Source organism: Actinoplanes sp. HUAS TT8 (assembly GCF_051380535.1).
Classification (GTDB): domain Bacteria; phylum Actinomycetota; class Actinomycetes; order Mycobacteriales; family Micromonosporaceae; genus Actinoplanes.
In genome coordinates, this window is record NZ_CP195646.1 from 9,997,535 (window position 1) to 10,015,031 (window position 17,497).

The following is a 17,497-nucleotide window of genomic DNA, read 5'->3' on the forward strand; positions in this document are numbered from 1 at the left end:
GAAGTCCCTGCTCGGCCCCGGGCGGTGCCGGCCGCCGGGCGCGACCCGAACCGGTGGGACAAAATGTACGAGAAGCGGGCCCTGGTCGGCCGCCCCGTAAGGTGTGCCTCCCCGCGTACCGCAAGGCGTGGCCGAACCGCCCGAAGGAAGCCTCGGTCACAGCCGTCCCGGGGCATGGGCCCTACGATGCCTTTGTGGTGACTGGCCCGGCCTCGTTCCCGGTCGCCGGGAACTGATCGGCTCGGAGCGGGTCGCATTCCGCATCGACCAGTTACTCACGCCGGCTGACCCCCACAGCCTATGGATCGTAAAGGAAGGGTATGACCCTCAGCAGACCGAAGGCACCGCGGCTGCTCTACATCGCCTTCTACTTCCCGCCGTCGCGGGCCAGTGGCGTTTACCGGGCTCGCGCGACCGCCAACCACTTCGCCGCGGCCGGCTGGGACGTGACGGTCCTGGCGGCGCCGTTGCGCTTCCTCTACGACGTGGTCGGTTCGGTCGACGAGAAGCTCTCCGAGACCGTCGACCCGCGGATCCACGTGGAGCGTCCGGAGCAGGACCTGACCCGGTGGGAGAGCGACCTGCACAGCATGGGCTGGCTGCAGGGCACCCTGCCGAACGCCGCGCAGCGGCTGCACCGCTGGCGCGAGGAGCGGTACTTCCCCGAGGTGTACGTGTCCTGGTCGCGCAACTCGGTGACCACGGCCCTCGAAGCGCACGCCCGGGAGCCGTTCGACGCGGTGCTGTCCACCGGCAACCCGTTCGCCGCGTTCGCCGCGGCGTGGGAGATCCGCAAGGCGACCGGGCTTCCGTACGTCGCCGACTACCGCGACTCGTGGACGCTGGACCTGTTCAACGACCAGCCGGCGTTCCCGCCCAAGCACCCGGCGTGGGACTGGGAGCAGCGGATCATCGGCGACGCCGACCACACCGTGTTCGTGAACAACGCGCTGCGGTCCTGGCACGCCGACCGGTACCCGAAGGCGGCCGAGCGGATGATGGTCGTCCCCAACGGCTGGGACCCGGACCTGCTCGACGTCGGCCCGGCCACCGGGGCGTCGGCCGAGGATCGGCCGCTGCGGTTCGGTTACCTGGGCACGGTCACCCGCAAGCAGCCGGTGGTCGAGATGGCCGAGGCGTTCCGCCAGGCCCGGGAGTACCCGGAGCTGGTCGGGGCCGAGCTCAACATCCACGGTCACCTGGGCTTCTTCCAGAGCAGCCACGCGGGCTTCCTGCCGCTGCTGGGCCTGGACACGGACGGCACGCCCGACCCGGAGCTGGACCACGGCCTGCGCCTGCGCGGCCCGGTGTCGAAGACCGAGGTCGCCGGCGTCTACGAGCACAACGACGTCCTGGTCTTCCTGGCCGCCGGTGGTAAGTACGTGACCTCCGGCAAGATCTTCGAGTACATGGCGACCGGCAAGCCGATCGTCTCGGTGCACGCGCCCGAGATCGCCGCCCGCGAGGTGCTGCAGGGTTACCCGCTCTGGTTCACGGCCGACAGCCTGGAACCGGGCCTGGTCGCCAAGGCGATGGTCGAGGCGGGCCGGGCGGCTCGCGCGCTCACCCCGCAGCAGCAGACCGAGGCCCGGGAGTACGCGGCCCGCTTCCAGCGGGACATCCTGCTCGACCCGTTGGAGAAGGTGCTCCGGGGCATGGTGCGCCGGCCGCTCCCCGCTGTGGAGGTGAACCATGGCTGAGCCGACCGAGCGCCGGCCCCGCGTGGTGCTGCTGACGCTTACCTACAAGCTCAGCGACAAGGTGCAGGACTACATCGCGGCCCTGAACGGCGCCGGCGTCCAGGTCGACCTGCTGGTCACCGAGCGCCGCACGGTGGAGGACGTCGACCTGGACGACGAACTGGTCAACGTCCACCACGTGTTCGACAAGAGCGAGATGTACGGCTACCCGCTGCGCTGGTTCGAGCGCCGGCTCCTGTTCGACGTGCCGACCAAGGTCTTCACCAAGACCCGTGAGGTGACCCGGGAGGGCGAGCGCCTGCAGGTGCTCGACCGGGCCGCGCTGCGGGCGCGGCGGGGTCAGGCGGCCGTGTCGCAGGGCATCCACCACCGGGTCTTCTGGCCGGTGTACAAGCGGGCGCGTCCGCTGCTGCTGATCTCGCGGGCCAAGAAGCGGGCGCTGAAGAGCATCGACTTCGCGAGCGCGGACCGGATCGTCGCCGCCGACTCGGCCGTCGTGCCGCTGGCCTGGCGGATCGCCAAGCGGTACCCGGGCGTCGAGGCGAAGACCGGGCTGGACCTCAAGCCCTGGGTCAAGTGACGAGGTAGAACGCGAACGAGGGGGCGGCCACCGGCCGCCCCCTCGTTTTTCGTCAGTGGGTCAGCGGACGTTCTCGGCCAGGACCTCGACGACGCGCTGCGCGGCGCGGCCGTCGCCGTAGGGCGCGCCCCGCTCGAACGACGGCGTCGGGCGGGTGGCCAGCTCGCGCCAGGCGGCGGCGTCCAGCTCGGCCGGGTTCGGCACGAGGTGGTTCCAGCCGTCGGCCAGGGTCTCCACCCACTCGGTCTCGGTGCGCAGCGTGGTGCACGGCTTGCCCAGCAGGTAGGCCTCCTTCTGCAGGCCACCCGAGTCGGTCACCACACCGGCCGAGCCGAGCACCGCGGCGACCATCGCCGAGTACGGCAGCGGCTGGCCCGGGTGCACCGCGCCCTGCGCCAGCTTGAGGCCCTGCGACTGGGCCCGGGCCAGCAGCCGCGGGTGGGCCAGCAGCGCCACCGGCACCGGCAGGTCGGCCAGCGCGCCGACCAGGGCGGCCAGCCGCGCCGGGTCGTCGGTGTTCTCGGCCCGGTGCAGGGTGGCCACCAGGTACGGCTGGGACGGGTCGATACCCTCGGGCAGCTCCAGCGCCTGGCCCCGGCCGGCCAGCACGTCGTCGCGGACCTTGAAGCAGACGTCGACCATGACGTCGCCGACCAGGTGGGTGCGCTCGCCCAGGCCCTCGCCGCGCAGGTGGCGCACGGCCTCCTCGGTCGGCGCCAGCAGCAGGTCGGCCGCGTGGTCGGTGAGCACCCGGTTGTGCTCCTCGGGCATGGCCCGGTTGAACGAGCGCAGGCCCGCCTCCAGGTGGGCCACCGGGATGTGCAGCTTCACGGCCGAGACCGCGCCGGCCAGCGTCGAGTTGGTGTCGCCGTAGACCAGCACCCAGTCCGGCTTCTCCCGCTCCAGCACCGGGTCCATCGCGCTGAGCACGGCGCCGGTCTGCACGCCGTGGCTGCCCGAGCCGACGCCCAGGTGCACGTCCGGATCCGGGATGCCGAGCCCGGAGAAGAACACGTCGGACAGGTTGTGGTCGTAGTGCTGCCCGGTGTGCACGATCACGTGCTCGTGCGGGGTGCCGGCGAAGGCGGCCGCGATCGGCGCCAACTTGACCAGCTGGGGACGAGCGCCGACTACGCTCAGTACCTTCATGATGGTGTTCTCCACAGGTCGTCTCCGGGTTTCGCGGATACCCTAGCTGCTGAACGTTTCCGCTATCTTTGGCGCTCCTGACGTGAAACACGGGGGCTTACCCAGATGCGTGACACGCGGAACCCTTTCTCGGCCGTCCGGTCGAGACGCTGGCTGGTCGAGGGCGGCTGTGTCGCTCTCGTGGTGCTGATCGCCGGTCTGCTGTTCGCCGTCCGTTACCAGGACCCGCGGCGAGTCGCCAGCGGCGACAGTTTCTGGTACATGCGGCAGGCGCTGATCTTCACCGGCGTCGACCACACCTCGGCCACCACCGAGGCGGCCCGGCTGATGTGCCGGGACATGAACCGGTCCCTGCGCGCCGAGCGCCAGAAGACCACCTGCACGGCCTACCCCACCGGCGCCATCAAGCCACGCTACCGGGAGATCTTCGCCAGTCGCCCGGGCTTTCCGCTCTTCGGCGCCCCGTTCGTCGCGGTGCTGGGCGTCTGGGACGGCATGGTGGCCGCGACCCTGGTGCTCGCCCTGCTGGCCGCCGCGCTGGCCTACCTGGCCGTCTGGATGGCCACCGGCCGACGGCGGGCCGGGCTTCTCGCCGCCGCGATGCTGTTCGTGCTGCCCTCGGGCTTCGCGATGACCCGGATGCTGGTCGAGAGCGGGGTCATCGCCGGGTACCTGGCCGTGCTGATCGGCGCCATGCTGATCCTGCGCGGCCGGGTCCGGCCCGGTGTCCCGATCATCGTCGTCGCGCTGCTCTGGCTCTTCGCGGTCCGCTCGGCCAGTGGCATGGCGATGAGCCTGGTCCTGATCGCCGGTGGGCCGGCGGCGCTGGTGGCCCGGGGCGGCCGGCGGAATCCGGCGCTGCTGGCCGGTCTCGGCGGGCTGGCCGTCGTCGCCTGGACCGTGGTCAGCGTGGTGCTCAAGCTGCCCGGCTTCAACGAGACCGTGCAGGACCTGGCGACCGTGCACTACACGCTGCCGGACGTGCCGCACCCGGTCAGCTGGCTGCTCGAACGCAACCGCCACTTCTGGCCCGACCACGTCCGCGCCGAGCTCGTGAAACCGTACAAAATCGCCCTGGCGGTCTTTGTTCTTCTGGTTTTCTGGCGGCGGATGCGGCCGGTCGCCGTGCTGTGGATCGCCACCGGCCTGACCGGCGTCCTGATGGTCCTGGTCCACCCGCTGAATTCGGAGTACGACCGGCTGATCGTCCCGTTCTGGATCCCGGTCGCGGCCGTCCTCGGTCTGGCCTCGGCTCTGGCGCTGGACCGGTTACCCAGAGCGGTGCTGCCTAAGCAGCGGGTTCCGGCCGAGGCGGAGCGGACGAAGATACCGGCGTGGCCTACTCTTTGACACGGTCACCGTCAAGCCGGACGGCCGGTCGAGGCTCACTGTGTCGGTCAATACGCTCGGGGCGCGACGTCTCGTCGGTCCGGCCCGGAAGCTGAAACGGCGTCAGCCCGCTTCCGAAAAAGGCCTAGGCCCCGCCAAGGAGGAAGACTCTCGCATGAAGATCTGTGTCGTAGCCCTGGGCAAGATCGGGCTGCCGCTCGCGGTCCAGTTCGCCTCGAAGGGACACACCGTGATCGGCGCGGACGTGTCCGAGCCGACCGTGCGCAAGGTGAACGCCGGCGAGGTCCCGTTCCCGGGTGAGGCCGACCTCGACGTCAAGCTCAAGGAGGCGGTCACCGCCGGTCTCCTCACCGCCACCACCGACACCGCGGCCGCGGTCGCCGAGTCGGAGGCGGTCGTCGTGGTCGTGCCGCTGTTCGTGGACGCGGACGGCAAGCCCGACTTCGGCTGGATGGAGTCGGCCACCAAGGACATCGCCCGTGGCCTGCGCCCGGGCACGCTGGTCAGCTACGAGACCACGCTGCCGGTCGGCACCACCCGCAACCGCTGGGCGCCGCTGCTGCAGGAGGGCTCCGGCCTGGTCGCCGGGCAGGACTTCCACCTGGTCTTCAGCCCGGAGCGGGTGCTCACCGGCCGGGTCTTCGCCGACCTGCGCAAGTACCCGAAGCTGGTCGGTGGCGTGAACGAGTCGTCGGCCGCCGCCGGTATCGCGTTCTACGAGGCCGTGCTCGACTTCGACGAGCGGGCCGACCTGCCGCAGGGCAACGGCGTCTGGGACCTGGGCAACGCCGAGGCGGCCGAGCTGGCCAAGCTGGCCGAGACCACGTACCGGGACGTCAACATCGGCTTGGCCAACCAGTTCGCGCGCTACGCCGACACCCTCGGCATCGACGTGAACCTGGTCATCGACGCCTGCAACACGCAGCCGTACAGCCACATCCACCGGCCCGGTATCGCCGTCGGCGGTCACTGCATCCCGGTCTACCCGCGGCTCTACCTGTGGAACGACCCGACCGCCACGGTGGTCCGGGCCGCCCGCGAGGCCAACGCCGGCATGCCGTCGTACGCGGTGGATCTGCTCGCCGCCGCCGTCGGTGACCTGAAGGGCCGCAGCGTGCTGGTGCTCGGCGCGGCGTACCGGGGTGGCGTCAAGGAGACCGCGTTCTCCGGCGTCTTCCCGACCGTCGAGGAGCTGCAGGCGCGCGGCGCGACCGCGTACGTCTCGGACCCGATGTACACCGACGAGGAGCTGGTCGCCCACGGTCTGCCCGCGTGGGAGGGCCAGGCCGTGGACTCGGCGATCGTGCAGGCCGACCATGCCGAGTACCGGAACCTGACGCCGGCCGAGCTGCCGGGCGTCGAGGTCGTCGTGGACGGCCGGCGCGTGACCGACCCGGAGCGGCTGGGCTCGATCCGCCGCGTGGTGATCGGCGGCTGACGCCGTACCGAATAGTCGGTTTTGAATGGGCCCCTGGCGGAGATGCCAGGGGCCCATTCTCGCAAAAGGGCAGATCAGGGGCGCTGGGAAGGGTCCCGGCTGACGATCTCGCCCTTCTCGTCGACCCAGCCCGCCGGCCGGGCCGGATTGCCGCGCACCAGCTGGTACGGCTCGACGTCCTTGGTCACCACCGAGCCGGCCGCGATCATCGCGCCCTCGCCGACCGTGATGCCGCAGATCAGCGTCGCGTTGGCGCCGATCGACGCGCCGCGCTTGACCAGGGTCGGGGTGATCGTCCAGTCCGGGTTCTGCGCGCGCGGCCGCAGGTCGTTCGTGAAGACCACGCACGGGCCCACGAAGACCTCGTCCTCGATCGTGACGCCCTGGTAGACCGAGACGTTGTTCTGGATCTTGACCCGGTTGCCGACCACCGCGTTCGCGTCGAGGTAGACGTTGCGGCCGATCACGCATTCCTCGCCGACCACGGCGCTGCCCCGCACGTGGGCGATGTGCCAGATCTTGCTGCCGGCCCCGATCCGGGCGCCGTCCTCCACGTCCGCCGACGGGTGGATGAACGGCTCGGTTGAGTTGGAGTTCATGCCGGTAGTCTCCCGCCCGCGGATTTCCGACAAGAAACCGGCTCGGCAACTCGGCGATCGGGCCGTCACCGGGCATGACCAGGCGGTTACCCTGGGTTTTCGCTCCACGGTCGCACCGAGAAGGCCGCCGACCGGCGACTGACTGTCGGGCGCCGAGCCGTTATGTTTTTCTCCATGACCTCCATTCCGCTCGCCGAGGAACTCCTACTTCTCGCGTACGACGATCAGACGGGCAAAGCGATCGGCTCCCGGATCGGGCTCGATCTCGGCATGGCCGCGGCTGTGCTGATCGATCTCGCGCTGGCGGGCCGGGTCGCCTATGTCGACGGTTACCTGCAGGTCAAGGACTCGACGCCGACCGGGGACACGATCGCCGACGCGGTTCTCACCAAGGTGGCCGGCGACCCCCCGCACACCCCGAGCCAGTGGCTGCAGCGCCTGCGGCACCGGCTGCGCACCCGGGTCCTGGAAGACCTGTGCGCCCGCGGCGTCGTCAAGGACGTGGACGAGACCCAGCTCGACTTCATCCACGTGCACCGCTACCCGACGACCGACCCGGCGTTCGAGGCCGAGATCCGGGGCCGCCTCAAGGAGGCGCTGATCACCGACACGGTGCCCGACGAGCGCACCGCGGCCCTGGCCACCCTGCTCTGCGCGGCTCGCATGGAGCCGGCGCTGAAACTGCCGCCGGAGGAGGCCGAGCACGCCCACCGCCGCCTCGAGGCGATCGCGGCCGGGGCCGGATTCGCGGCCGGCGCCAACCTGGAGGACTCGATCGTGCGCCCCAGCGTCGCGCTGGTGGTCGCCACCCTGGGCAAGGCCATCTCGGCCGCCCTGGGCGCCCCCAAGGTCGCCTGAGACCCTGGGGGACACTCAAAGGGGTCAGATGCCGAGGACGGCCGCGATCTCCGCGCGCAGGGCCACCAGCCCGGCGGAGGCGCGGCTCCGGGCCGCGGCCACGTCACCGTCGCCGACCGGTTCGACCACTTCGAGGTACGCCTTGAGCTTCGGCTCGGTCCCCGACGGGCGGATGACGACCCGGGCCGTGCCGGTGCGGAACGTCAGCACGTCGTTCTCCGGGAGCCGGTCGAGGACCTCGCTCACCGGCGTCCCGAGCAGCTCGGCCGGCGGCTCGTTCCGGGCCCGGGTCATCGCCGCCCCGATCTCGGCCAGGTCGTCCACCCGCATCGACAACTGGTCGGTGGCGTGCACACCGAACTCGACGGCCAGCTCGTCCAGACGGTCGCCGAGCGTGCGGCCCTCGGCCTTCAGCCCGGCGGCCAGCTCGGCGACGGTCAGCGCGGCCGTGATGCCGTCCTTGTCGCGCACCATGCCCGGGGCAACGCAGTAGCCGAGCGCCTCCTCGTAGCCGTAGGCCAGCTCCTCAGCGGCCCGGACGATCCACTTGAAGCCGGTCAGGGTCTCCGCGTACGGGACGCCCCGCGCGGCGCACAGACGGCCCAGCAGGGACGACGAGACGATCGTGGTCGCGTACGTGCCGGGCCGGCCCCGCCGGATCAGGTGGTCGGCCAGCAGCGCCCCGAGCTCGTCCCCGCGCAGCGGACGCCAGCCGCCGGACTCCGGGATCGCCACGGCGCAGCGGTCCGCGTCCGGGTCGTTGGCGATGGCCAGGTCGGCGCCGGTGGTCTCGGCCAGCGCGATCAGGTGATCCATCGCGCCCGGCTCCTCCGGGTTGGGGAACGCGACGGTCGGGAACTCCGGGTCCGGCTCGGCCTGGTCGGCGACGACCGCCGGGGCGGCGAAACCGGCGGCGGCGAACGCGGCCACCAGGGTCTCGCCGCCGACACCGTGCAACGGGGTGTAGGCGACGGTCAGATCGCGCGGGCCGTTCTCGGTCAGGACGGCGGCGGCGCTACCCACGTACCCGGAAATGATCTTTTGATCGAGAAGGGTGCCGGCATCACCCAGCGGGACCGAGGCGCCGCTCGCGACCGCCCGGATGGCGGCCTCGATGCCGGCGTCGGCCGGCGGCACGATCTGCGCGCCGGAGCCGGCCGGGCCGCCCAGCTGCGCGCCGAGATAGACCTTGTAGCCGTTGTCCTGCGGCGGGTTGTGGCTGGCGGTGACCATGACCCCGGCCACCGCGTCGAGAGCGCGCACCGCGTAGGCCAGCACCGGCGTGGGCAGCACCCCGGGCATCAGCAGCGCCTCGCGGCCGGCGCCGGTCGCCACCCGGGCGGTCTGCTCGGCGAACTCGCGGGAACCGTGCCGGGCGTCGAACCCGATCACCAGCGGACCCCGGCCGCCCTGATCGGCCAGCCAGGCCACCAGCCCGGCCGCGGCGCGGGTGACCACCGCGAGGTTCATCCCGTTCGGGCCGGCGCGCAGGCGGCCCCGCAGCCCGGCCGTGCCGAACGTGAGGGGCCCGGCGAACCGGTCACGAAGCTCGGCGGCGGTGGCCGGCAGCCCGTCGATCAGTTCACGCAACTCGGCCCGGCTCGCCGGATCGGGATCGTCCGCGAGCCAGGCCTCGGCTGTCGCCCTCAGCTCAATATCAACTTCTGGTGCCATTACGGATTGATAGCACAGAGCCGTCACAGGTTGAGCTGGAAGCTCTCCGCCATGGTGTCGAAATACTTCTTGCTGTCGTCGAACTCGGCGGCCGGAGTGGTCAGGAAGAACGAATACATCGTCCCGTCGACCTGCGTCATCCGCCAGATACCGTGCCGCATGGCGTCACCGGTGCCGCACGTGTACTCCAGCTCGGCGGCGTCCCGACCGGCCATCTTGACGTCGGTGTTCGTCCCGATCGACTTGAACGGGGCCGGACAGTTGGCCGACTTCTTCAGCCCGGTCGGCGCGTTGCTGGTGACGAACTTCTCCGGCGTGGCCTTGCCCGGCTCGGCCAGCACACGCACCTTGCGCAGCTTGTCGGCCGGGTCGATGTAGTCCACGTAGGTGGTGCCGCCGACGGTCCGCTTCCAGCCCGCCGGCACCTTGACCGAGATGGCCTTGTTGCCCTTGTAGTCCTGCGTCGGCACGTCGCCGCCGGACGCGGCCGAGCTGGCCTGCGGGCCGGAGACCGGGGTCTGCGCCTGCGGCTGGTCGCCGCCCCCACCGGTCAGCGAGAAGATCAGGATGATCGCCAGCAGCGCGGCCACGCCGCCCCCGCCGACCGCCAGCTGCTTGTTCCGCGGCCAGCCCCGGAACGTCTCGACGGCCTGGCCGGACTTCTCCTTGACCGTGCCGGTGATGTTCTGCACCACCATGCGGCGCTTTGCGGCCGGGGAGGTCACCACCGTGCCCGGGCGGGTGCCGCCGCCCTGCGGCTGCCACGAGTTCTGCGGCGGGATGACGCTGGTGGCGGCGGTCGGGTAGGCCGGAGCGGGCTCGGGCGCCCGGCGGCGGCCACCACCGGAATTCTGCTGCTCCAGCTTGCTCAGGTGGTCGGTCAGCGACTCGCCGGGCGAGAGCATCGCCCGGCCGCCGATCTGACCGGACGGCGGGATCGCCTGGGTCTCGGCCGCGGGCGGCGTCGACACCGGCCGCGGACCGGGCACCACCGAATAGGGGTCGGTCATCATGTGCGGCGGGTTCTTGCTGGCCAGCGGGCCGGCCAGCTGCTGCCGCAGCAGGGTGCGGGCGGTCTGCACGTCCATCCGCTGGGCCGGGTTCTTCTCCAGCAGGCCCATCAGCACCGGGGTGAGCGAACCGGCCCGCACCACCGGGGCGGGCGGGTCCTCGACCACGGCGTGCATCGTCTCGATCGGGTCACCCTTGTCGAACGGCGGCCGGCCCTCGATCGCCGTGTACAGCGTCACGCCGAGCGAGAACAGGTCGCTGGGCGGCCCGAAGTCCTGCCCCATGGCCCGCTCGGGAGAGATGAAGTGCGGCGAGCCGAGCACCATGCCCGGGGTGGTCAGCTGCACGTCGGTGGGCATCCGCGCGACACCGAAGTCGGTCAGCACGCAGCGACCGTCGTTGCAGATCAGCACGTTGGCCGGCTTCACATCGCGATGCAGCACGCCGTGCGCGTGGGCCACCTCGAGCGCGCCCAGCAGGGCGATGCCGATCTTGGCGACGACCCGGGCCGAGACCGGCCCGTCCTCGATCACCATGTCGGCGAGGCTGCGCGCGTCCAGCAGCTCCATCACGATCCAGGGACGGCCGTTCTCGTGGACGACGTCGTAGACCTGGACGACCGCGGGATGCTGCAGCGCGGCGGCGGCCCGGGCCTCGCGCATGGTCCGCTCATACATCGAGTCGCGGTCGCTCGGGGCCAGGCCGGGCGGGAGGATGACCTCCTTGATGGCCACGTCACGGCGCAGCAGCGTGTCCGCCGCGCGCCAGACCGTGCCCATGCCGCCGTGACCCACTGCGGCGCGCAGCGTGTACCGCCCGCCGATCAGCGTGCCCGGGGCAGCACGTCCGTTGAGGGAAGCCGCGTCACCGCTGCTCCACGTCGGGATCTGAGTCACTGAGGATGCCACCGAGGGGGTCTAGGGGGCTGGGCCAACGGAGCTATCTTGCCCGCTCGCCTGCCGCAACGAAAGTCGCGCCCGGAGTGTTCATCGGGAAACGACCGAGGGTAGTGACAGGGTGGCCGACGGTGGATCCCGTGAAGGCCGCCGCGGCGAGCGCGGACGACCTACGGTTGGGGTGGAACACCTCCGGCCTGTGAAACGTACTCGTGGTGTGTCGCGTCACCTCCGCGATTCGCTACCCGTTGATGGAGTCGGCGGCCCGGGACGATCTCCCGAGCGCCGCGGCGAACCGTCCGCAGCACCGCACCACGGGGCCGGTCATGTTTACCCGACCGTTACACAGCGTGACCAGAATCGGATTAAGCTGTCGCGCGTCGCAAAATCCGACGAAATTCGAGAGTGATCTGGAAGTCGACGTGACTACTGCTCTGACGGCACCCGACGGTGCCGATACGGCTTGGCCCGAGCCTCAGCCCGGCGCCGACCCCCTGTCCGGCCAGCTCGACCGCTGGCTCGCTGCCCGGGGAGCCGAGCTCGTAGCGATTCGTCGGCACCTCCACGCCCACCCGGAACGATCACACTCCGAATTCGAGACGGCCGCCCTGATCGCCCGCGAACTGACCCTTGCCGGGCTCTCGCCACGCCTGATGCCGCGCGGAAACGGTGTGATCTGCGACATCGGCGAGGGTGATCGGGTCATCGCGTTCCGCGCCGACCTGGACGCGCTGCCGCTGCACGACCTCAAGGACGTGCCGTACCGCAGCACCGTCGAGAAAGTCGCCCACGCCTGCGGCCACGACGTGCACACCACCATCCTGCTCGGCCTCGGCCTGGCCCTGGCTCAGCTCCACGAGCGGGGCGAACTGCCCGGCCGGGTGCGCCTGCTGTTCCAGCCGGGCGAGGAGGCCATCCCGTCCGGCGCGCCCGAGGTGATCGCCGCCGGCGGGCTCAAGGACGTCGCCGCGATCTACGCCCTGCACTGCTACCCGCAGCTGCCGGCCGGCCTGGTCGGGGTCCGCTCCGGCCCGTTCACCGCCGCCGCCGACACCGTCCGGGTCAAACTCTCCGGCCCCGGCGGCCACACCGCCCGCCCGCACCTGACCGCCGACCTGGTGCACGCCCTCGGCCGGGTCATCGTCGACGTCCCGGCCCTGCTCGACCGCCGCGTCGACCCGCGCGCCGGCGTCTCCCTGGTCTGGGGTTCGGTCCACGCCGGCCAGGCGTTCAACGCCATCCCGGGCACCGGCGAGATGAGCGGCACGATCCGCATGCTCAACCGGGACGCCTGGCGCGAAGCCCCCGAAATGGTCACCAAACTGATCCGCGACGTGGTCGCCGCGACCGGCGTCGAGGTCGACGTCGAATACACCCGCGGCGTCCCCCCGGTGATCAACGACCGGATGGCCACCGCGATCATCGCGGGCGCGGCCGCCGCCGCCCTCGGCACCGACCGGGTCGTCGAAGCCGAGATCAGCATGGGCGGCGAGGACTTCTCGTTCTACCTCGAACACGTCCCCGGCTCGATGATCCGCCTGGGCACGGCCGTCCCCGGCTCCGACGTCCGCCACGACCTGCACCAGGGCGACTTCGACGTCGACGAGACCTGCATCGGCCACGGCATCCGCGTCATGGTCCACACCGCCCTCGGCGCCCTCTCCGCCGGCGCCTTCTAGCCCACCCCCAGGCCCTCTGCCCCACCCACCGACGCATCTCGTCTTCCCGCCGGCGCGTTCCGCCCTGTCAACCGGAGCGTTCCGGCGTCATGACCCGGCGGGCTTCCGCCGGCGCGCTATGCCGGGCATGACCGGGCTGGTCGCTCCCGGCTGGCGGCTTCCGGGTTAGAGCTTTTTCATGTCCCAGGTCCGCTGTGGTCCAGACCGCCGCTCCCGCGGGGACCCTTCCGGGCTGAGCTGGCCGCTGCGCGTCCAAAACACTCAGCCCTCCAGGGCGACGTCCGTGGGTGGTCCAGCTTCAAAGAACCCCGCAAGGCCGCCACCCCTCACTCCCCAGCCGCGCCCCACCCACTCGCCCCTTCCGGTCACCCCACCCCGGCGCACCCCACCCGCCTGCCCCCAGCTGGCGCTCACGGCTGTCCGACCCGGCGTGTCACAACCGCCAGCACCAGCCGCCTGCCCCCAGCTGGCGCTCACGGCTGTCCGACCCGGCGTGTCACAGCCGTCAGCACCAGCCGCCTGCCCCCAGCTGGCGCTCACGGCTGTCCGACCCGGCGTGTCACAGCCGTCAGCACCAGCCACCGGCCCCCAGCTGGCGCTGGTGGCTGTCTGGCGCGGCGTGTCGTAGCCGTGAGTGCCAGCTGTCGGGGTTCGGCTGGTGCTGGTGGCTGTCTGGCGCGGCGTGTTGCGGCCGTGAGGCCGGCTGGTGGGGCTTGGCTGGGGCTGAGGGCTGGGTTAGGGGGTGGTTGGGGTTTGGGCGGGCGGGAGCTCCGGGCGGGTGCGGAGGTAGCGGCGGCGCAGGTGGAGGACGGCCCAGGTGGGCAGGCCGAGGGCGAGGATCCAGGGCAGGAGCGCGCCGAGGACGGTGAGCAGGATCGCCAGGGAGTCGACCAGGGCGTGCCAGCCGTTGGACAGGCCGCCGAGGAAGCCGGGCGGGTCGTTGTTGTCCACGGGGGTCGGAGCATCCGGTCCGAGGAGCACCACGGTGACCGTGCTGAGCGCGGTCAGGTCGGCCAGGCGCCGCTTCTTGGCCTGCAACGAGGCCAGGTCGGACTCCCGGGTGGCCACCTCCTTCTCGAGCATGACCAGGTCGTTCAGGGACTTGGCCTGGCCGAGCAGTTTGCGGCCGCTGTCGACCCGGGCCTGCTGGACGGCGATCCGTGCGTCCAGGTCGACGACCTGTTCGGTGACGTCCTCGGTGTTGATCGCCCGGTTCTTCTCGGAGCCGAGCTTGGCGATCTGCTCCAGCGCGGACGAGAACTTGGCGGCCGGGATGCGCAGTTTCAGCGTGGCCGTGTCGGTGCCGTCGCCACCGCTCTGCCGGTCGTCGCCGCCGATGAATCCGCCGGTGCCGGCGGCGATCCCGGTGGCCTGGGCGGCCGCCGCGTTGACGTCCTTGACCTGGATCGTGATGCTTCCGGTGTAGATGATCGAGCGCTGGTCCACGCTCAGGTCGGGCGCCCCGGCGGGGGTGTCCTTGCCCTCGGTGGTGGCGCCGGCCTGGGCCTCACCCTGATCGGCGGCCCCGCCGACGGCGGGCGCGGCCGCTTTGTCGGCGCCGCTGGACGTGCTGTTGTCGGATGCGCCGTCGGCGCCGCATCCGGCCAGAAGGGCGCCGCTCAGGAGCACGGCACCGAGCCATATATATCCCCGTTTACGCATGGCAACTCCGATCGTCGGTACGACTGACCGCTGGGACGTTCGGCGGCCGGTTCCCGGTTCCGGCAGACTGCGAGTTGACCGGTCACGATTCAGCGACGGAGGAGCACCGTGCGTGTCACGAAGTTCACTCATGCCTGTCTACGGATCGAGGGGGCGGGGGTGCTCGTCGTCGATCCGGGCGAATTCTCCGAGAAGTCGGCTCTGGACGGTGCGGATGCCGTGGTCATCACCCACGAGCACTTCGACCATCTCGACGTCGCGGCGGTCACCGCGGCGGTGGGACGCCGACCCGATCTGCGGATCTTCGCGCACGAGGAGGTCCTGAAAAAGCTCGGCGAGGTCGCCGAGGCGACCACGCCGGTGGTGCCCGGCGAGGAGTTCGAGGCCGCCGGCTTCACCCTTTCGGCGTACGGCGGTCAGCACGCGGTGATCCACGAATACATCCCGCGGATCGCCAACCTCGGCTACCTGATCTCGGATGGGAGCACGAACGTCTACCACCCGGGTGACTCGTTCGTGGTGCCCGAGGGCGCGACCGTCGATGCGCTCTGCGTCCCGCTGAACGCGCCGTGGATGAAGATCTCCGAGGCGATCGGGTTCGTCCGGGCGGTCAAGCCGGGTCGCGCCTTCGCGATCCACGACGGGCTGATCAACGAGCGGGGTGCGGCCGTCTCCGACGGTCATCTGGAGAACTTCTCGCAGACGCGGTACCAGCACCTGGCACCCGGCACCACGCTTGACTGACGTGCCGGACGTGATCGACGACGTGGTCCGGCGGCTCTACGAGGAGCCGCCGGACGGTTTCGTGGCGACCCGGGCGGCCGCGGTCGAGCAGGCCCGGGCGGCCGGTGACCGGGAGACGGCCAAGCGGCTGGGCGCGCTCAAGAAGCCGACCGTGGCCGCGTGGGTGGTGAATCTGCTGGCCCGCAGGCGTCCGGATCTGATCGCCGAGCTGGTGGAGCTCTCCGGGGCGCTCCGGGCGGCCCAGCGTGAGTTGCAGGGCGATCAGTTGCGGGAGTTGTCGCAGCAGCGCCGGGCGTTCGTGTCGGCGCTGGTGACGGCGGCCCGCAAGCTGGCCGTGGCGGCGGGGGCGGGCGCGGCGAAGCTGCCGCTGGGTGAGGTGGAGGCGACGCTGACGGCGGCGCTGGCCGATCCGGAGGTCGCCGGGCAGGTGCGGACCGGGCGGCTGATCAGGGCGGCGGCGTATGCCGGGTTCGGGGAGGTGCCGCGGCCTCGGCTGCGTTTGATCACCGGCGGCGATGACGACGATTCGGAAATTTCCGTTTTGCCGGGCCCGGCGGACGAGGGCTGGGACGAGGAGGGCAGCGGCCCGGCCCAGGGCGGCGTGGCCCAAGGCGGTGCGGCCCAGGGCGGCGTGGGCCAGGGCGGTGCGGGCCGGGGCAAAGGGGCTGGCGAGGCGAGCCGGGAAGATGCGGCTCGGGAGGCGCGGGAACGGGCTGACCGGGAGCGCCGGCGGCGAGAGGCGGAACGGCGCCGGCGGGAGCTGGAACGGGAGCTGAGCGCGGCCGAAGCCGGCGAGCGCCGGGCCGATGACCAGCTGAAACGGGCGGAGTCGGCCGAGCGGGACGCGGAGGGTCTGGTCGACGACCTGGAAGCGGAGCTGGCCGAGCTGGAACGACGGCGCACCGAGGCCGTGGCCGAGGTCGGCCGCCGGAAGCTGGCCCGCCGCACCGCGGAACGCGAGGCCGCAGCCGCCCGCCGCCGGGTCGGCGACGTCCAGGCCGCCCTCGACGAGGTGGACTGATCCGGCGGCCCGGCCGGCGAGGTGGACTGATCCGGCGGCCCGGCCGGCGAGGTGGACTGATCCGGCGGCCCGGCCGGCGAGGTGGACTGATCCGGCGGCCCGGCCGGCGAGGTGGACTGATCGCTGGGGTGGGAGCCGATACGGGGTTCCGGGACCACCCGACCACGTCGCCCTTTCGGGCCTCGCGTTTTGGCCGCGCCAGCGGCCTGCGAGGGTCGGAAGGGTCCCCGCGGGAGCGACGGTCTGTACCCCGGCGGAGATAGGCAATGAAGAATTTGATGTTGATTTTGGCCATCGGCGGACAAGTAGAGCGTTTTCTTAATCGGTCAGGCAGAGCAGAATCGGGCGGTGACCCCCGAACAGGCAGCCGCCAACGCCAGGGCGAGCGTCGCCACCATCGTCGGAGCCTTCGCCGAGTCCCCGCAAACGTTGCGGCGGGCCCGCCTGCTCGGATTGTCCGGCTGGGCCTATCACGTGTCGGCCCGGGCCGGGGCGCTCGGCGACGTGCGGCCGGAGACGGTGGCGGCGGCGATCGCGTTCATCGCGCCCGAGGCGGTCACCGAGGGGTGGGAGGCGACGGCCAAGAGTTCGCAGCCGTCCGAGGTGGCCAACTGGCATCTGCGTGAGCTGTGCACCTGGGGCGCCGAGCAGGTCGGGGGTTTCCCGCGGCTGAGTCGTCTGCTGGAGCTGGCCGAGCGGGTGGTGGGTGCGGTCGATCCGGCCGGGCTGCCGCTGTTCGCGGCGTGGCGGGCGTTGCCGATGCCGAGCCAGGAGCCGGGCGCGCGGGCCGCGGTGCTGCTGCATCTGCTGCACGAGCACCGCCAGGGGGTGTATGTGATCGCCGTCCGGGCCGGTGGCCTGACCCCGTTGGAGGCGATCATCGCCGGGCCGGAGGGGGAGACCGGGGCGGTCGCGTTGGGGTGGCAGTCGCCCTATCCGTCGGCCGGTCCGCTGGTGCGGCGCCTGATGTGGGCCGAGTCGGTGGCGAATTCGCTGGCCGGGCAGGCGTGGGGGAGCCTGGCCGGCCCGGAGCGGATCGAGCTGGCCGGCCTCCTGGAGTCGCTTTCGCACCGGTTTACGCGTTGAGGATGCCCGGCTGGGTGAAATCGATTGGCATCCGGCCGGCGGGCGTGGTC

The 17,497-nt window shown here is 71.5% G+C and carries 14 protein-coding genes; 9 read left to right on the forward strand and 5 right to left on the reverse strand.

The window, feature by feature from the left end; translation table 11 throughout:
- Window positions 1-320: 320 nt before the first annotated feature.
- Both ACSHV8_RS44635 and ACSHV8_RS44640 read left to right on the forward strand, forming a co-directional pair.
- Complete coding sequence (locus tag ACSHV8_RS44635) at window positions 321-1,700, forward strand: glycosyltransferase (protein WP_436526309.1); 1,380 nt, start codon at window positions 321-323, stop codon at window positions 1,698-1,700.
- Window positions 1,693-2,280, forward strand: coding sequence for a hypothetical protein (locus ACSHV8_RS44640; protein ID WP_436526311.1), 588 nt, complete (start codon window positions 1,693-1,695; stop codon window positions 2,278-2,280). Before ACSHV8_RS44635 ends, ACSHV8_RS44640 begins: the two co-directional genes overlap by 8 nt.
- 60 nt (window positions 2,281-2,340) lie before the next feature.
- Here ACSHV8_RS44640 and wecB read toward each other — a convergent pair whose 3' ends face one another.
- On the reverse strand, window positions 2,341-3,429 hold the full coding sequence (gene wecB, locus ACSHV8_RS44645) for a non-hydrolyzing UDP-N-acetylglucosamine 2-epimerase (protein ID WP_436526313.1): 1,089 nt from the start codon (window positions 3,427-3,429) through the stop codon (window positions 2,341-2,343).
- 105 nt (window positions 3,430-3,534) lie between these two features.
- On the opposite strand from wecB, the gene ACSHV8_RS44650 reads away from it, so the two are divergent.
- Window positions 3,535-4,779: a hypothetical protein gene (locus ACSHV8_RS44650; protein WP_436526315.1), complete on the forward strand. Its 1,245-nt coding sequence runs from the start codon at window positions 3,535-3,537 to the stop codon at window positions 4,777-4,779.
- Window positions 4,780-4,933: 154 nt separating this feature from the next.
- Window positions 4,934-6,217, forward strand: a complete 1,284-nt coding sequence (locus ACSHV8_RS44655; protein WP_436526317.1) for a nucleotide sugar dehydrogenase — start codon at window positions 4,934-4,936, stop codon at window positions 6,215-6,217.
- Window positions 6,218-6,291: 74 nt separating this feature from the next.
- On the opposite strand, the gene ACSHV8_RS44660 is transcribed toward ACSHV8_RS44655, so the two are convergent.
- Entirely contained in the window at window positions 6,292-6,816 is a 525-nt protein-coding gene (locus tag ACSHV8_RS44660) for an acyltransferase (protein WP_436526319.1), read from the reverse strand.
- 174 nt (window positions 6,817-6,990) lie between these two features.
- On the opposite strand from ACSHV8_RS44660, the gene ACSHV8_RS44665 reads away from it, so the two are divergent.
- Window positions 6,991-7,674 (forward strand): GOLPH3/VPS74 family protein, encoded by a 684-nt coding sequence (locus ACSHV8_RS44665; RefSeq protein ID WP_436526321.1) that lies wholly within the window; start codon window positions 6,991-6,993, stop codon window positions 7,672-7,674.
- 24 nt (window positions 7,675-7,698) lie between these two features.
- On the opposite strand, the gene ACSHV8_RS44670 is transcribed toward ACSHV8_RS44665, so the two are convergent.
- Window positions 7,699-9,348 carry a phospho-sugar mutase gene (locus tag ACSHV8_RS44670; protein ID WP_436526323.1) on the reverse strand — a complete coding sequence of 550 codons (1,650 nt, stop codon included), beginning with the start codon at window positions 9,346-9,348 and terminating at the stop codon, window positions 7,699-7,701.
- Between the two features lie 23 nt (window positions 9,349-9,371).
- Entirely contained in the window at window positions 9,372-11,255 is a 1,884-nt protein-coding gene (locus tag ACSHV8_RS44675) for a protein kinase domain-containing protein (RefSeq protein ID WP_436537239.1), read from the reverse strand.
- Window positions 11,256-11,677: 422 nt separating this feature from the next.
- On the opposite strand from ACSHV8_RS44675, the gene ACSHV8_RS44680 reads away from it, so the two are divergent.
- On the forward strand, window positions 11,678-12,934 hold the full coding sequence (locus ACSHV8_RS44680) for an amidohydrolase (protein ID WP_436526325.1): 1,257 nt from the start codon (window positions 11,678-11,680) through the stop codon (window positions 12,932-12,934).
- A gap of 735 nt (window positions 12,935-13,669) precedes the next feature.
- Here ACSHV8_RS44680 and ACSHV8_RS44685 read toward each other — a convergent pair.
- Entirely contained in the window at window positions 13,670-14,563 is an 894-nt protein-coding gene (locus tag ACSHV8_RS44685; RefSeq protein WP_436526327.1) for a DUF4349 domain-containing protein, read from the reverse strand.
- Window positions 14,564-14,704: 141 nt separating this feature from the next.
- Here ACSHV8_RS44685 and ACSHV8_RS44690 point away from each other — a divergent pair, with 141 nt between their 5' ends.
- The 3 genes from ACSHV8_RS44690 (at window position 14,705) to ACSHV8_RS44700 (ending at window position 17,447) form a co-directional block, all read left to right on the forward strand.
- Window positions 14,705-15,340: an MBL fold metallo-hydrolase gene (locus tag ACSHV8_RS44690; RefSeq protein ID WP_436526329.1), complete on the forward strand. Its 636-nt coding sequence runs from the start codon at window positions 14,705-14,707 to the stop codon at window positions 15,338-15,340.
- 1 nt (window position 15,341) lies between these two features.
- Window positions 15,342-16,361, forward strand: a complete 1,020-nt coding sequence (locus ACSHV8_RS44695) for a hypothetical protein (protein WP_436526331.1) — start codon at window positions 15,342-15,344, stop codon at window positions 16,359-16,361.
- 348 nt (window positions 16,362-16,709) lie between these two features.
- Window positions 16,710-17,447 carry an SCO6745 family protein gene (locus tag ACSHV8_RS44700; RefSeq protein WP_436526333.1) on the forward strand — a complete coding sequence of 246 codons (738 nt, stop codon included), beginning with the start codon at window positions 16,710-16,712 and terminating at the stop codon, window positions 17,445-17,447.
- The last annotated feature ends 50 nt before the right edge of the window (window positions 17,448-17,497 follow it).

What these genes read in the sequence shown, in the direction of transcription:
- ACSHV8_RS44635 (WP_436526309.1), top strand. Translation starts at nt 321, where the DNA reads ATGACCCTCAGCAGACCGAAGGCACCGCGGCTGCTCTACATCGCCTTC.
- ACSHV8_RS44640 (WP_436526311.1), top strand. Translation starts at nt 1,693, where the DNA reads ATGGCTGAGCCGACCGAGCGCCGGCCCCGCGTGGTGCTGCTGACGCTT.
- wecB (WP_436526313.1), bottom strand. Translation starts at nt 3,429, where the DNA reads ATGAAGGTACTGAGCGTAGTCGGCGCTCGTCCCCAGCTGGTCAAGTTG.
- ACSHV8_RS44650 (WP_436526315.1), top strand. Translation starts at nt 3,535, where the DNA reads ATGCGTGACACGCGGAACCCTTTCTCGGCCGTCCGGTCGAGACGCTGG.
- ACSHV8_RS44655 (WP_436526317.1), top strand. Translation starts at nt 4,934, where the DNA reads ATGAAGATCTGTGTCGTAGCCCTGGGCAAGATCGGGCTGCCGCTCGCG.
- ACSHV8_RS44660 (WP_436526319.1), bottom strand. Translation starts at nt 6,816, where the DNA reads ATGAACTCCAACTCAACCGAGCCGTTCATCCACCCGTCGGCGGACGTG.
- ACSHV8_RS44665 (WP_436526321.1), top strand. Translation starts at nt 6,991, where the DNA reads ATGACCTCCATTCCGCTCGCCGAGGAACTCCTACTTCTCGCGTACGAC.
- ACSHV8_RS44670 (WP_436526323.1), bottom strand. Translation starts at nt 9,348, where the DNA reads ATGGCACCAGAAGTTGATATTGAGCTGAGGGCGACAGCCGAGGCCTGG.